Source organism: Pseudomonas sp. EA_65y_Pfl1_P113 (assembly GCF_963970525.1).
GTDB classification, from domain to species: Bacteria; Pseudomonadota; Gammaproteobacteria; order Pseudomonadales; family Pseudomonadaceae; genus Aquipseudomonas; species Aquipseudomonas tritici.
The window spans coordinates 1-13,831 of the sequence record NZ_CAXAQM010000024.1; the positions used below are offsets into that span (position 1 = coordinate 1).

General features: G+C 54.3%; 9 protein-coding genes and 3 pseudogenes. 9 read left to right on the forward strand and 3 right to left on the reverse strand.

The features are described from left to right. The 5 genes and pseudogenes from AACY52_RS20120 to AACY52_RS32285 form a co-directional block, all read left to right on the forward strand. Positions 1 to 314: transposase (locus AACY52_RS20120; RefSeq protein ID WP_339560725.1), on the forward strand; the 314-nt coding region annotated here is incomplete at its 5' end. Continuing rightward, positions 311 to 646, forward strand: a complete 336-nt coding sequence (tnpB, locus tag AACY52_RS20125) for an IS66 family insertion sequence element accessory protein TnpB (protein ID WP_003177794.1) — start codon at positions 311 to 313, stop codon at positions 644 to 646. The genes AACY52_RS20120 and tnpB, both read left to right, overlap by 4 nt. Before the next feature lie 81 nt (positions 647 to 727). Continuing rightward, entirely contained in the window at positions 728 to 2,254 is a 1,527-nt protein-coding gene (locus tag AACY52_RS20130; protein WP_074848043.1) for an IS66 family transposase, read from the forward strand. A gap of 1,192 nt (positions 2,255 to 3,446) precedes the next feature. Next, positions 3,447 to 3,701, forward strand: a pseudogene (locus AACY52_RS32280) (HAMP domain-containing protein); the annotation flags it as partial. A gap of 159 nt (positions 3,702 to 3,860) precedes the next feature. Further along, complete coding sequence (locus AACY52_RS32285; protein ID WP_370445645.1) at positions 3,861 to 4,577, forward strand: methyl-accepting chemotaxis protein; 717 nt, start codon at positions 3,861 to 3,863, stop codon at positions 4,575 to 4,577. Between the two features lie 818 nt (positions 4,578 to 5,395). Here AACY52_RS32285 and AACY52_RS20140 read toward each other — a convergent pair. Beyond that, entirely contained in the window at positions 5,396 to 7,306 is a 1,911-nt protein-coding gene (locus AACY52_RS20140) for a hypothetical protein (RefSeq protein WP_236529066.1), read from the reverse strand. Positions 7,307 to 7,965: 659 nt separating this feature from the next. Here AACY52_RS20140 and AACY52_RS20145 point away from each other — a divergent pair. Further along, positions 7,966 to 8,331: a histone-like nucleoid-structuring protein, MvaT/MvaU family gene (locus AACY52_RS20145; protein WP_186604949.1), complete on the forward strand. Its 366-nt coding sequence runs from the start codon at positions 7,966 to 7,968 to the stop codon at positions 8,329 to 8,331. A gap of 340 nt (positions 8,332 to 8,671) precedes the next feature. On the opposite strand, the gene AACY52_RS32290 is transcribed toward AACY52_RS20145, so the two are convergent. Further along, entirely contained in the window at positions 8,672 to 9,283 is a 612-nt protein-coding gene (locus AACY52_RS32290) for a lecithin retinol acyltransferase family protein (protein WP_370468038.1), read from the reverse strand. 131 nt (positions 9,284 to 9,414) lie between these two features. Next, a pseudogene (locus tag AACY52_RS20155) lies at positions 9,415 to 9,579 on the reverse strand (single-stranded DNA-binding protein); the annotation flags it as partial. Positions 9,580 to 9,697: 118 nt separating this feature from the next. Here AACY52_RS20155 and istA point away from each other — a divergent pair. The 3 genes and pseudogenes from istA to AACY52_RS20170 all read left to right on the forward strand — a co-directional run bounded on the left by istA (position 9,698) and on the right by AACY52_RS20170 (position 13,812). Then, a pseudogene (istA, locus tag AACY52_RS20160) lies at positions 9,698 to 11,202 on the forward strand (IS21 family transposase). Then, positions 11,195 to 11,998: an IS21-like element ISPsy20 family helper ATPase IstB gene (istB, locus tag AACY52_RS20165; RefSeq protein WP_236529065.1), complete on the forward strand. Its 804-nt coding sequence runs from the start codon at positions 11,195 to 11,197 to the stop codon at positions 11,996 to 11,998. Before istA ends, istB begins: the two are co-directional and overlap by 8 nt. 290 nt (positions 11,999 to 12,288) lie before the next feature. Beyond that, positions 12,289 to 13,812, forward strand: coding sequence for an SEC-C metal-binding domain-containing protein (locus tag AACY52_RS20170; RefSeq protein WP_236529064.1), 1,524 nt, complete (start codon positions 12,289 to 12,291; stop codon positions 13,810 to 13,812). Positions 13,813 to 13,831: the final 19 nt, after the last annotated feature.

A 13,831-nucleotide genomic window follows, 5' to 3' on the forward strand; every position in this document is an offset into this window, starting at 1 on the left:
CCTATTCCAAGTCCTTCAAGGCCCAGGTCATTGCTGAGTGCGCCCAACCTGACACTTCAATTGCCAATGTCGCCTTGACCCACAACCTCAATGCAAACCTCGTCCATAAATGGATTCGGGTGCATGCACAGAAAAACCTGGCACTGCAAACTGCCTTCATCCCGGTCAAGACTTCGCCGCCGGTGCCGATGCATCAGGCCCTTCCTGCCACGATCCGAATCGAAGTGCCGCATCCAAAAGGTGTCGTCGTGGTGAGTTGGCCAGCAGAAAATGCAGCGGCGTGTTCTGCTTTCCTTCGAGACCTGCTGCGATGATCCGCGTCGATTCCATCTGGCTCGCCACCGAGCCCATGGACATGCGCGCCGGAACTGAAACCGCGCTCGCACGGGTCGTGGCGGTGTTCGGTGCGGCGAAGCCGCACTGTGCCTATCTGTTCGCCAACCGCCGCGCCAATCGAATGAAAGTGCTGGTGCATGACGGCGTGGGTATTTGGCTTGCCGCCCGGCGTTTGAATCAAGGACGCTTCTTCTGGCCGGGTGTGCGACACGGCTCCGAAGTTGAGTTGGATGCCGAGCAACTTCAGGCCCTGGTGCTCGGTTTACCTTGGCAGCGCGTCGGTGCAGGCGGAATCATCTCGATGCTTTAACACCTGCCATGGCGTGCTTGCCAGCGCAATTGGCCCATCAGTCTATCGTCGCAACCAGCCCTCTCTGGCAAAATAGGCGGCATGAGCTTGCATCCAAATCTCGATCAATTAAACCCTGAACAACTGCGTGCCCTGGCGGCGCAGTTGATCCAGCGCGTCGAGACAATGGACAAGCAAATCACCCATCACAAGTCGGTCAACGAGAAGCTGGCCCACGAGATCGCGCTGCTCAAGCGCTTCAAGTTTGCCAAACGCAGCGAGCAACTAAGTCCAAATCAGGCCAGCTTGCTCGACGACTTGATCGATACTGATATTGCCGCTATCGAAGCCGAGCTTGAGGCGCTGCAACCGACACCAGTCGAAGCCAAAGTGCGCCAGCAACCCAAGCGCGCAGCGCTGCCGCCGCAATTTCCTCGCACGCTGATCCATCACGAACCGGACAACAGCCATTGCCAGTGCGGTTGCGCCCTCAAGCGCATCGGCGAAGATGCCAGCGAAAAGCTCGACTACACGCCCGGTGTGTTCACCGTCGAGCGTCATATCCGTGGGAAATGGGCCTGCGAGCAGTGCGAAACGCTAATCCAGGCGCCGGTACCGGCGCACGTCATCGACAAAGGCATACCGACCGCAGGTCTGCTGGCCCATGTCATGGTGGCCAAGTTCGCTGATCATTTGCCGTTGTATCGTCAGGAAAAAATCTTCGGCCGCGCCGGGCTGCCCATCGCCCGTTCGACCTTGGCGCAATGGGTAGGCAACTGCGGCGTGCAACTTCAGCCGCTAGTCGATGCGCTGCGCGAAGCCGTGCTGACGCACGGCGTCGTCCACGCCGACGAGACGCCGGTACAAATGCTGACGCCTGACGCTAAAAAAACTCATCGCGCTTATGTCTGGGCCTATGCCACCAGCCAGTTCTCCAACTTGGCGGCGGTCGTTTACGACTTCAGTCCGAGCCGCGCTGGCGAACATGCCCGAGCCTTCCTAGGTCGTTGGAACGGCAAGCTGGTCTGCGATGACTTTGCAGGCTACAAGGCAGGCTTTGAACTGGGCGTTACGGAGATCGGCTGCATGGCCCATGCCCGCCGAAAGTTCTTCGACTTGCATGCGACCAACAAGAGCCAGATCGCCGAAAAAGCGCTGCGCTACATCGCGGCATTGTACGAAGTTGAACGAGAAGTCCGCGAGCTGGAACCGGGTGATCGACAGCGAATACGGCAGGAAAAAGCAGCGCCAATCGCCGACGCACTTCATACTTGGATGACCTCCCAAAGACAGCTTGTGCCTGAGGGTTCGGCCATCGCCAAGACCCTGGATTACAGCCTCAAACGCTGGATAGCGCTGACGCGCTATCTCGATGACGGTGCTGTGCCCATAGATAATAACTGGTGCGAGAATCAAATTCGTCCGTGGGCTCTTGGTCGCTCGAACTGGCTGTTCGCGGGATCGTTACGCAGCGGTAAACGTGCAGCGGCGATCATGAGTTTGATCCAATCGGCGCGACTCAACGGCCATGATCCGTATGCTTATTTGAAGGACGTCCTCACGCGCCTGCCGACGCAGCGGGCAAGTGAGATTGCGGAGCTACTACCGCATAGGTGGCGACCGGTTTAGTTGCGCAAGACGGGATGCCCGGACGCACCTCCAACTGGTGCCATTACCGGTCTACTTAGCCTTTATGCTGGTTATCCATGCATTCCTCCCTACAGCTTCGCCCGGTTCAGCCGATAGTTTTCGTACCAAGAGAAACGCGGCAATTCGATCCTGTAACAAAGGAGGGTAAGCGGCTTTTGAGGAAGATCTCTTGGAATGCTTTCATTACCTCATAACCATAAATGAGAGATGGGCACTTTTTAACGCCTAAGAAAGCACTCACAGACCTTGAGTGATAGAGAACCCGATGAATTTATTAGCGCCTGCCCTGTTCGTTACCAACCGTGTTCGATTCCCCATGAAATTCGTAATTTTGGGATTTATTGTCCTGATTCCTCTGCTCCTGCTAGGCACCCGGGTGATGCTTTCACTGAACACGAGCATCACGGGCATCAAGCATGAACAGGTGGGTCAACAATACTTGTTGGACGTCACCCCTATCCTGCGTCTAACCATGATTCAGAGGGCGCTGACACACGGCATGCTCAGCGGTGATACCAACGCAGTAGCCAATGCAGCACGCAATGCTGAAAAGCTTAACGATGCCTATGCGACTCTTGCTGCGCAGGACGCAAAATTTAGCACCCAACTGGCAACGACAGACCGAGTTCAGACGTTGCGTACCGCTAGTGTGCAGCTGGTTGAACGCGCCAAAGCAGGCGAAGCACCTTTGGTGATCTTTTCCGCGTGGAACGACCAGTTAACCGACCTAATGAATTTCGTTTACTACATTACGGCCACTTCCGGCATGATTTTGGACGAAGAAGCAGGTTCGTTGTACCTCATCGATCTAAGCTCTATACGTCTACCTCGGCAAATAAATCTGGTCGGACAGATTCGCGGTCTGGCCAGCGGTTTTAGCGCTGACCGTCCTCTGGACGACACCACTCGTATTTTTGCCCAGACTTTGTTGAAACAGGAGCTGCTAATGCGTCAAGAGTTGCAGCAGAGCCTTTCCCTGCTTCGCCGAGAAGAGCCGAAATTATCTGGTGTAGTTCAGCCGTCTGTAACAACAGCCATTACCGACCTGGAAAATCTGCGTAAAGACCTGGTGGACTACCTTGATCCGAGCAAGCGCTCAACCGTGAATGCCAACACCTTGGGCGAGCGTGGAAACGCCGTCGTTGCTCAGTTTTACAAAGCTCAGGATCAGATGCAGGAATCGCTGCGAATTCGAGTTGATGAGCGTCTGAATACACTGAGTAATGAGCGTACTTTCGGCACTGAGCTATTTATCGCCATTGCGATACTGCTGCTCTATGCGTTCGTCGGCATCTACAAGGCTCTGCGGATTGGGGTTGATGAGCTCCTAGCTGTGACGGCACGTATTGCTCAAGGCGATCTGAGCGCGCGCGTCCGAATCAACAGCCACGATGAAATCGGTGATGTAGGCGAGGGACTTAACCGCATGGTAACGGCCTTCTCGGGCTCACTGAGCCAGGTGGAGCGTAGCTCGCATTCAGTCTCAGATGCGGCAAAGCGACTAGAGATCTCCATAGGCCAAGCCAAAGCCTCAATGAACTCACAACAGGCTGAAACCGAGCAGGTTGCTACTGCCATCAACGAAATGACCGCGAGCGTTGCCGACGTGGCCCAGAATACCGAGGGCGCAGCACGTGCTGCTGAATCTGCAAGCAGTGCGTCTAACGACGGCTTGAAAGTTATGATTGAAACAAGTGCCGCTATTGAGGCGTTGGCTAACGAAGTGGAGCTCAGTGCAAGCAAAGTCGAAGCGTTAGCGACACACAGCAAAGAAATCGGTGGTGTCATCGAGGTCATCAGTACCATCGCGGATCAGACTAACCTGCTGGCCCTTAACGCGGCCATCGAGGCGGCGCGAGCTGGCGAGCAAGGCCGTGGTTTCGCGGTCGTGGCTGACGAAGTGCGGACTCTGGCCTCGCGCACACAAAACTCCACAGAAGAAATTCGACGGATCATCCAACAGTTGCAAGGCGCTACTGATGCCGCTGTTCAACAGATGAAGGCTGGGCAAACCCGAGCTAGGGAATGCATTCAGGCAGCGAGCCAAGCGTCTGGCAGCCTGAACCAGATCAATGAAGCAGTAGACGGAATTGTGGGCATGAACACTCAGATTGCAAGTGCGGCGGTGCAGCAACATTCGGTCTCAGAGGATATCAATCGCAACGTCATCGGCATTCGAAACAGCAGCTTAATCGTCATGGAAGGCGTAGAGGACAACGCCGTAACGGCTGACGAGCTTTCATTGCTCGCTAATGAACTTCGCAGCGTAGTCGGCAAGTTTAAGTTATCCAGCAACGCTTGAAAGGAATCTCAAGCGTTTCAATTGTTGATAGCACGAGAAAGTGCTTTGACAGGGTCTGACTGGGGTGATGATGCCCGGCAGTCCCTGATCGACATTGAGGGCTGAGCTTCATCGTTGCGCAATCTCGTAAAACAATAGAGCCAGCTACGCTAGATGACTTGCCCGGACGGTTACACTGAATTAACACGCTAGCCATATCGCCAAAAAGCAGGATCTGCGAACCGATCCCGACAGTTACACCTGTTAGCGCGGAAGGAATCATTTCGGCCAAATCTGAATCATTTATCATCGTGCCGTGCTCTTTTCATACAGGTGGTTGTTGAAGAAGCATAGGCCTGAATCGGCTCTCATTTAGTAGGCAGATCATATATCCATTTGTTAGCGCGGCCACCCAGGCTGACCGTCCGACGTTAGCGGAAGCGGCTTGGGTGACGTCAGCTTTTGGCCGAAAACGGTACTTGGATGAATGACCGCTTTTAGCCGAAGACTGCCTGTCGCCAGCGGCAGCAATGGGCAGCTCTCTACCGATCATGTTTACTAAGCGTGCTGGTCAAATCCGATGCAATCGGTGGTCTAATCGAATGCAAACGCTTGGTCGAGTGCAATGCAAACGAGTGGTCAGTACCGATGCAATCAGATGGTCAAGTGGAGTGCAATTTCGCAAACTCGGCATCGGCGCCAACAGTCTGGCACGTTCTGCTAAACAACAGCTCGTCTAGAAAACTCCGTCTCTATCACCTAGCCATTACAATGAAAAAGGGGACGGATTTATTTACCTGAATATAAATCCGTCCCCTTTTTTGGTCTTCCCTTCTTGATCAGTAATACGGAACGACGGTGGCTACCCCGTCGTTCACGTGTAACTCGGCGATTTTCCATTCGTCGCCCGTCGCTGGCAGAGTTGCCGGGTAATGCAACACAGTCGTTTCCTTAGCTGTATTGATACTGCAGTGCAGCGCCTGCGGCGTCATCTGCCCGGATCCGGAGTAGTTAGTCGCGAGCAATTCGTATCGACTGAAATACCAGCGACTTATGTCAATGCACTCGGATCCTGGCCCTTCGCGAACGTCCTCCTCAAAACGAGCGTAAGGTAGCGCATCGAGAGCTCCATGATTCCGAAAATCGATGGACTTGATTACGCTCCCGTCAGGACTAATAACTCGCAGCGCGAGATCCATGTCTTTCAGGCTGGCATCCCACACAAGCTGTACGCTGCACACTATGCCCAAAGCCATCGCCGTATTGTCGGACATCAGCGCCACTGTGCTCACGACAGTTTTCGGCAGACCAGGAAACAACGTCTTCCGGATCTCGGCGCTCAGAGCTCCCGTCTCGGTCTCCTGTTTGGGTGTTGTGCCGCCGAGGAACTTCGCCCGGGGTTGCAGTTCGTTGGCCAGTGCGGCCGTCAGTATCGAATCATCTGCGGGCCCATGATTGACGATATGCACAACAGCGTTCGGGCAACTGCGAGCGTAGTCAGTGGCTGCCTGGGTGAAGTTTGATTTACTGGCGTTGAGGTAGTGCTTGCACTCGAGCACGTAGACCGTCTGCGCGCCGGCTGACTGCAACAAGTTCACCTTCAGGACACGAAAATCGGGCTGTATACCCTTCTTGCGTTTCGAGCTCTTTCCGACCAGAGCAGAACGCAACTCTGCCCATACGTCGAACTGCTTGTTGTCCCAGTTGAACGAGGCTAGGCGGCTGCCACCAAACTCGAATGATAGAGTGCCATCGACGGTATGGAAACGCATATCCGGAACCGCATGTTTTATCACACTGAGCATGCGTGTCCCCACCCAGACGGAGTAAAGCTCATGACGCCGACGCCAGACTGGAAGGTTCAGCAGATCCAGCAACTCCTGGAAAGTGTGCTCTACCCAGACATCTCCCCACTCGATGTTCCTGAGCGCGTCATCCAGAGTCTGAAGTACCGCTCCTTCGGCCATTGGCCCTGACGCCACCTGACTTGCCAGATCCTGCATTCCAGCGATCATGCCGATGTCCCAAAAATCGCTTGTCGGGTACAACTGTCCGGATAGTTCCCGCTCGGCAACAATACTGGAGTCACTCAAGATCTGAGCAACGGCCTCCACCTGATCCCGTGTTTGACCGTGTCGCAGCCAAAGCTCTCTGAAGGCGGATACCAGCCGAGTCAAGAGTTCCAATCGCGCATCGATTTCGACGTGACCGGTCGCAGTGATCGCAGGTATCGGAGGAAAATCGGCTGATAGGTGCTCGGGGAAGCCGATCAGCGACTCCCTCAAGGTAGACGAAAGCGACCACATTACGTTGCTATTCGGAAGTTTTGGACGTCTCTCCAGGATACGTTCCGTGCGCTGTATGGTTTCCCCAAACTGTTCCAGCGTAGCCTTGATCGGATCGTTCACTTTGTCGAACTTGAACTCAACGCTGAGTTGATGTGTTGCCTCTCGGGTCTCGGCCAGAATCAGGACATTAAGAATATCCTGCATCATCGAGGCGAATCCGACCTGACTCTTCAACACTACGACTAGCAACTGCTCTGTACTTACCTGTGGGCTAGATGAAGCAGCGTCGGCTACCAACCATGCGGCCAACGAAGGCGAATTGGCAGGCACTTTCAGCGCCTGTCTCACCGCATCCTCGACATCAGTGTCCCTACCGGGCCCTCCACCCTTTAGTCGAAGTTCCAGCCCGGCGCTCTCGCACAGGCTCTTCCACAAATCCGCTGCCGAAGCGATGTGCATCATTAATAGCCCCTTCCCTGACAATGCAGCAATTAAAAAACAGCGGCGTTTGTTTATGGACCTAAAAACGTCCCAAAAAGGAGATGATTTTTTCCTCGCATAATAAATCTGTCCCCCTTTCTTTACGTACGCTTCATAGATAAAGCGCGATAAAAACATCTTGCCAGTCGACCTTGTCGAACGGGACTTTTGTCTCCTTCATCTTCTCACGACACCAAGCCTCGAGATGTTCTAGGTCCACTTCACCAGGGGAAACCTGCCAATAACCGACACCTCGCGCGCCCTCCTGATATACGTCTTCAGAGCCAAATATCCAATCCACGACACTATCGGTGGGCGTCCGATTGGATCTGGTGGCCTGAGCAAGTTGACTGAACTCGGCCGCCTCTATGGCGTTATGGGCTGTAGATCCGTGAGTCCCCCCGGATTCTCTAGACACCTTGCAAGCTCATTGCCTAACGCTTTTCAAACTCTAGGGCCATCCTGGACTAGGTGCTTCAAGGCGGTAGCCATAGGAAGCACAACGTTTTGGGACGACTTATCAAGCCAGACGCAGGTGTCGAGCATTACTAAATGCATTGAAGCTCCCTTTCAGTTTGCCGATTGCTAGACTTGACCGTAGCCATCACCGGATAATGGCTATCAACATACAGGAGCGTAAAATGTCTCGTCTCGCAGAATTCCGTCAGCTTGAAAAACACCTGTCTGAGCAACTGGCCGCTCTTGAGGCTATGAAAAGCGACGAAGGTCTAAAGAAAGAGGTCGAGTTCGAAACCAAACTTCGCGCACTGCTCGCTGAGTACAGCTACAGCCTGCGCAACGTGATCGCTATTCTCGATCCTCAGGCATCCACACGCGTTGCTACCGCAGCCGCTCCAAAGGCTGTGCGCAAGGCACGTGACGTCAAGATCTACAAGAATCCTAATTCGGGTGAGCTGATCGAAACCAAGGGCGGTAACCATCGTCAGTTGAAAGAATGGAAAAACGAGTTCGGCGCTGACGTTGTTGAGTCATGGCGCACTCAGTAAGACTGTTTGAGTAAAAACAATCAGGGCCCTGCGGGGCCCTTTTTCATGAGATATATAAATGTTCAATTGTAAGCGGATGGGGTCGGGATAGGGATGACAGTTACCTGACACCCCCGCTCAGATCCGTACGTGCGGAACTACCGCATACGGCTCTTGCCTCGGGTACCACAGCAGCAATTGTCGGCCAGGTGGCGGGGGCGTATTACGGTGTGCAGGGGATTCCAGAGGACTAGTTGGGCAAGGTGTTGATGCGTGAGCACATTCGGACGGTTGCGGATGAGCTGATGCAAACGGGGCCAAGATCGTGAGCGAACATTGAAAGCCGTGACGCTGTGTTGTATTAGTCCTCCCATAACCAGCCGATGATACCGCCAACCACTGCACATGCCGCAACTACGGGTAGCACAATCGGTGCTGCACTCAGCCCCGCAGCAGTTGCTATCCCGACGGTTGCCCCCCCTGCGAAGGTCCCCGTCTTCGCCCCTACGAATCCACCAGCAACGGCTCGAGATAGGGCATGTTTCACTACAGCCTCGGCTGGTTTCTGCATAGCCTGTCGCGCAGCATAGTGAGCGCCCCCGGCCGCCAATGCCTTACTGGCCGAGTCTTGCACCTGCTCGCTCGTCGCGCACCCCGTCACGCACCAGGTAGCAAAGTGTTCGCAGTTGCTGAAAATTAAATGATATTTGACGTTGCCGTCTTTGAGTCGCTGGCGAGCGCGTTGCCCGATACGAGGTTGCGAGTAGTGGGGGGCTTCGTAACGCCTGATTGAGTAACCGTTGCCTGCAGAAAACTCCTTCAGCGAGGTCTCTTCGATAGATCCCTTTTTGAAGGCCTCACTGTACCCGGCGTGGTGAATCACACGGTCAAGTCCGACATAAATGCCATGGTGTTCGTAGCCAAACCTAGGCGAGTGAAGATGTGCACCAAGAGGGATCCAGTCCTTACTCATAGCTCGTCAAACCGATTGTTTGATGGAGTGCGCTTTTCAACGGGTTTTAAATGGTTTTACGGTGAAATTGAGGCGGTGTCCATATCTCAGGACATTTTCCGAGAGGTCGCCTGCCAGAGCGTTTCTATGTCTCAAGGTTCTCCGCTCATGCCTTCATGCGGCGCAGCCTTCGCCCCTAAAACAACCGACTCCACCCGATATGGCAAAATCCCCACTCGCCGTGCCTCAAGCTTAAATGTCACCTGCTCATTCTCATCCTGATCCTCCCATGTATCCCTCACCGTGCGCCCCTCCAGGTATGTTGTCGCTGACCGAAAACTGACCCAGTAGAGGCTGTTCTGCCGACTGAAAACTGACCCAGGTGTTCAACTGCTTCTGCTCACTTTTTGAGCAGGAGAACACAGGGTGATCAGCATGGAAATGTTGGGAAAAATCCGGCGGATGTATTTCCGCGACAAGCTCTCGCTGCATCAGATAGCCAAGCGTACCGGGCTTTCTAGAAACACCATCCGTAAATGGGTCAGAGCGCCCGAAGCCACTCAACCAGCGTACCAACGGTGCGCAACCCTCAACAAACTCAGCCATTTCCACGAGACGCTGGAACAGGCGCTCAAGGCCGATTCGTTCCGGCCAAAACACAACCGCAGGAGCGCCAAAGCACTTTTCGAGCAGATCAAGGCCGAGGGTTATGACGGCGGTTACAGCCAGCTCACGGCGTTTGTCCGCTCTTGGCGGTGCGAGCAAGGCAAGTCTGTACGCGCTTTTGTACCGCTGACTTTTGCCCTCGGTGAGGCCTTTTAGTTTGACTGGAGCGAAGAAGGCCCGCTGATCGGTGGCCTGTTTCGACGTATCCAGGTCTCCCACATGAAGCTGTGCGCCAGTCGCGCATTCTGGTTGGTTGCGTACCCCAGCCAAGCCCACGAGATGCTTTTTGATGCCCATACCCGTTCGTTTGGAGCGCTGGGTGGCGTGCCACGTCGCGGCATCTACGACAACATGAAAACGGCTGTCGACAAGGTCAAAAAAGGGAAAGGCCGCACGGTCAACGCCCGGTTTTCCGTGATGTGCGCGCACTATCTGTTCGATCCGGACTTCTGCAACGTGGCCTCTGGCTGGGAGAAAGGCATCGTCGAAAAGAACGTGCAGGACAGCCGGAGACGAATCTGGCTCGATGCTCAAAACTGCATGTTCCATACCTTCGAGGAGCTGAACGTCTGGCTCGGCCAACGCTGTCGTACGCTCTGGGCTGAACTGTACATCCACAGTACAACGGTTTGACGGTGGGAGAAGTCCTGGAGCTGGAGCAGGCTGAAATGATGCCGATGCCGATGCCGACGGACTTTGATGGCTACGTGGAACGCACCGTCCGTGTCTCTAGCACCTGCCTGATCAGCGTGGCGCGCAATCGTTATTCGGTGCCTTGCGAGCGTGTTGGTCAATGGGTCAGCAGCCGTTTGTACCCTTCGCGGATCGTGGTCATTGCCGACGAAGCGGTGATCGCCAGTCACGAGCGCCTCTTTGATCGAAATCAGGTCGGTTTTGACTGGCAGCACTACATCCCACTCATCGAACGCAAGCCTGGTGCACTGCGCAATGGCGCTCCATATGCTGATCTGCCAAAACCTTTACAGCTTCTCAAACGCGGACTGAGGCGTCACACCAACGGTGATCGAATCATGATGCAGGTACTGGCTGCTGTGCCAATTGCGGGTCTCGAACCAGTGCTGGTGGCGGTGGAGCTGGTACTTGGATCGGGAAGTCTGAGCGCCGATCACATCCTCAATGTCGTTGCCCGCCTGACCTCCACCGCACCACCTCCCTCTGTAGAAACCAGCCTGCAACTCAAAGTGGCGCCTGTTGCCAATACAGCACGCTACGACCGGCTCCGTACGACCGATGAGGAGAATCGCAATGCGTGACCTGATGACTGAACTCAAAGAACTGCGTCTGCACGGCATGGCCAGTGCTTGGGAAGAACTGGTCTCTCAAGGAACAGCGTCGACGGCTTCATCGAAGTGGCTGCTGGAACATCTGCTTCAGCAGGAACATGCGGATCGCGCGGTGCGCTCGTTGAATCATCAGATGAACATGGCAAAACTCCCCATGCACCGTGACTTAGCTGGCTTTGACTTCAGCGCTTCCAGCGCTGATGCCCGGCTGGTCAGCGATCTATCAAGCTTGTCGTTCACTGAAACCGCGCAGAATGTCGTGTTCATCGGCGGCCCTGGAACCGGGAAAACACACCTGGCCAGTGCCTTGGCTGTATCCGGAATCACGGCCCACAACAAACGCGTGCGCTTCTTTTCCACGGTGGATCTGGTGAATCTGCTGGAACGTGAGAAGTACGATGGCAAGGCAGGGCGAATCGCCCAGGCACTGCTTCGCACAGACTTGGTGATACTGGATGAACTCGGATATTTGCCCTTCAGTCAAAGCGGTGGCGCCCTGTTATTTCACCTGCTGTCCAAACTGTACGAACACACCAGCGTGGTCATCACCACCAACCTGAGCTTCTCGGAATGGTCGAGTGTGTTTGGCGACGCAAAGATGACCACAGCGTTGTTGGATCGGCTGACACATCACTGCCACATCGTCGAAACGGGCAACGAGTCTTACCGCTTGCAACACAGCACCTTGGCGGCCCAGACAAAGATCAAGTCACGGGAACGAAAGCGCAAGGACGGAGATGATATCGAGGACGATGAGCCATTTTGATCCGCACCATAAATACCCTGCTGCATGCATACATGCGGTGGGGCTTGATGCGTCTTCAATCGGCACACTGCTGCTAAGCTTATCCACAATTGCTGGGACAGAAATCAGCAATCCGTCCTGGGTCAATTTTCAATCGGCAGGGTGGGTCAGTTTTCAATCAGCGCCAACAGGCCGATCCACATTGTGTGACCACCGATGCGGCACGGGGTATCTTCAAAGTCACTTTCTTGTGCCCTCGATCTGGATACGCAATATTGCCGGTAAATCCAGCCTGCATTTAAGGCCATACGATGAACGATATTGAGTTTGCGCACAGCGTCAGCCCTCAGTTGGGCAACTTGTATGAACAGGCAAAGAACCTGGGTGCTTCGACGCCGGGTTACGCCGTTACTTTCTTGCGAAGCTTCGCCGAGGCGTTCTGCGAAACTCTGGTTCCGAATATGGATCGGGATCTGAATCTGGATCGCAAGATCGCGTACCTGCGAGATAGACGTTTGGTAGACCACAGGGTGCTGAGCCCGTTACGCACCCTGCAAAAAAACGGAAATGTTAGCGCTCACCCCAAGGCGTTTAGCTATACCTCCCACGACGCAACTGAAATGCTTAACGAGGCGCTACCCGCTGCCCTCGAATTGCTTGAGTATCTACATACCCGAAGTTCAGTGCTCGGTGAGTCTCCTGAATACACGGTCACGCCGCTCACACAGCATAACCTTCAAGCATTGAGCTACAGCGCTGTTTTCGAGGAAGACTCTGAAGCACGCTATACGCTCGGAATCCATTTCAAAGAAAAAGCTGATGCTCTAAAAACCGCGGAGGTTGTGTTCAGAACTGATGACGGCTACGGTTTTGAATCCCGTAAATCTATTGATCAAGCCAATATGTGGTTCCAGCTCGCTGCTGACAGTTCGCATGTCGAGGCAATGTACGAGTACGGGATTTACCATGCGCATCTCCAGGGCGATGAGTTTAAAGAACAACGCCAAAAAGGTGAGCATTGGGTTTGGCGGGCAAGTGCTGGAGGCTATGCCAATGCAATGGCTTTTATTGGTGACTGCCATTTTTGGGGGTCGGCTCGATACGAGCAAGATCTCGAGTATGCAAGAGATTTGTATCAGCAGGCTGCCGCCCAGTCTCACCCAGGAGCACTTGCTCAGTTGGGGGAGATGCATGAGCGGGGGCTCGGCGGTCCGATAGATTTCAACGCTTCATTCGAATGCTCTTTACAGTCTGCTGAGGCTGGATTTCCGCAGGCACAATTTCACTTGTACACGCTGCATAAACAGGGTCATGCCTTCGCCAGTGACCGCCTCAAAGCTATTGCCTGGTTAGTCGAAGCGGCAGAACAAAAGTACCCGGAAGCGATGCTTGAGCTCGGCAAACTGATCAGCCAGAAGCGCATTCCGGGCCGAAGCGAAATTGATGCACAAGCGCTTTATGAACAATGCATCAACAGCGAAAAAACTCGAATAAAAGCCCGGTATGCACTGGCTCACAGCCTGGTAAAGCAACTAGACGATCTGGACGCATTGCAATCAGCGTTGGCGCACATTACTAACTGCCAGGATGAGATCACTGCAACGTCACAACATAAGGATCTGCTTCCAGCGTGCCGAAGGCTTGCCGTATATATCTGGGACAAGATGCAGACAGCCATGGCTAACGCATTTCCTCAATTTGCTTTTCAAATAAACAACCCACCGGCCGCAGTCACAACCGAACCGTCCCCACGGGCCTACCTTGGCTCGCCGGTAGGCCGGAACGAACCATGTCCCTGCGGCTCTGAAAAAAAATACAAGCACTGCTGCCGTTGACGGCAGCATTGGCTATTGA

What these genes read in the sequence shown, in the direction of transcription:
- istB (WP_236529065.1), top strand. Translation starts at nt 11,195, where the DNA reads ATGCGTGACCTGATGACTGAACTCAAAGAACTGCGTCTGCACGGCATG.
- AACY52_RS20145 (WP_186604949.1), top strand. Translation starts at nt 7,966, where the DNA reads ATGTCTCGTCTCGCAGAATTCCGTCAGCTTGAAAAACACCTGTCTGAG.
- AACY52_RS20170 (WP_236529064.1), top strand. Translation starts at nt 12,289, where the DNA reads ATGAACGATATTGAGTTTGCGCACAGCGTCAGCCCTCAGTTGGGCAAC.
- AACY52_RS20130 (WP_074848043.1), top strand. Translation starts at nt 728, where the DNA reads ATGAGCTTGCATCCAAATCTCGATCAATTAAACCCTGAACAACTGCGT.
- tnpB (WP_003177794.1), top strand. Translation starts at nt 311, where the DNA reads ATGATCCGCGTCGATTCCATCTGGCTCGCCACCGAGCCCATGGACATG.
- AACY52_RS32285 (WP_370445645.1), top strand. Translation starts at nt 3,861, where the DNA reads ATGACCGCGAGCGTTGCCGACGTGGCCCAGAATACCGAGGGCGCAGCA.
- AACY52_RS20140 (WP_236529066.1), bottom strand. Translation starts at nt 7,306, where the DNA reads ATGATGCACATCGCTTCGGCAGCGGATTTGTGGAAGAGCCTGTGCGAG.
- AACY52_RS32290 (WP_370468038.1), bottom strand. Translation starts at nt 9,283, where the DNA reads ATGAGTAAGGACTGGATCCCTCTTGGTGCACATCTTCACTCGCCTAGG.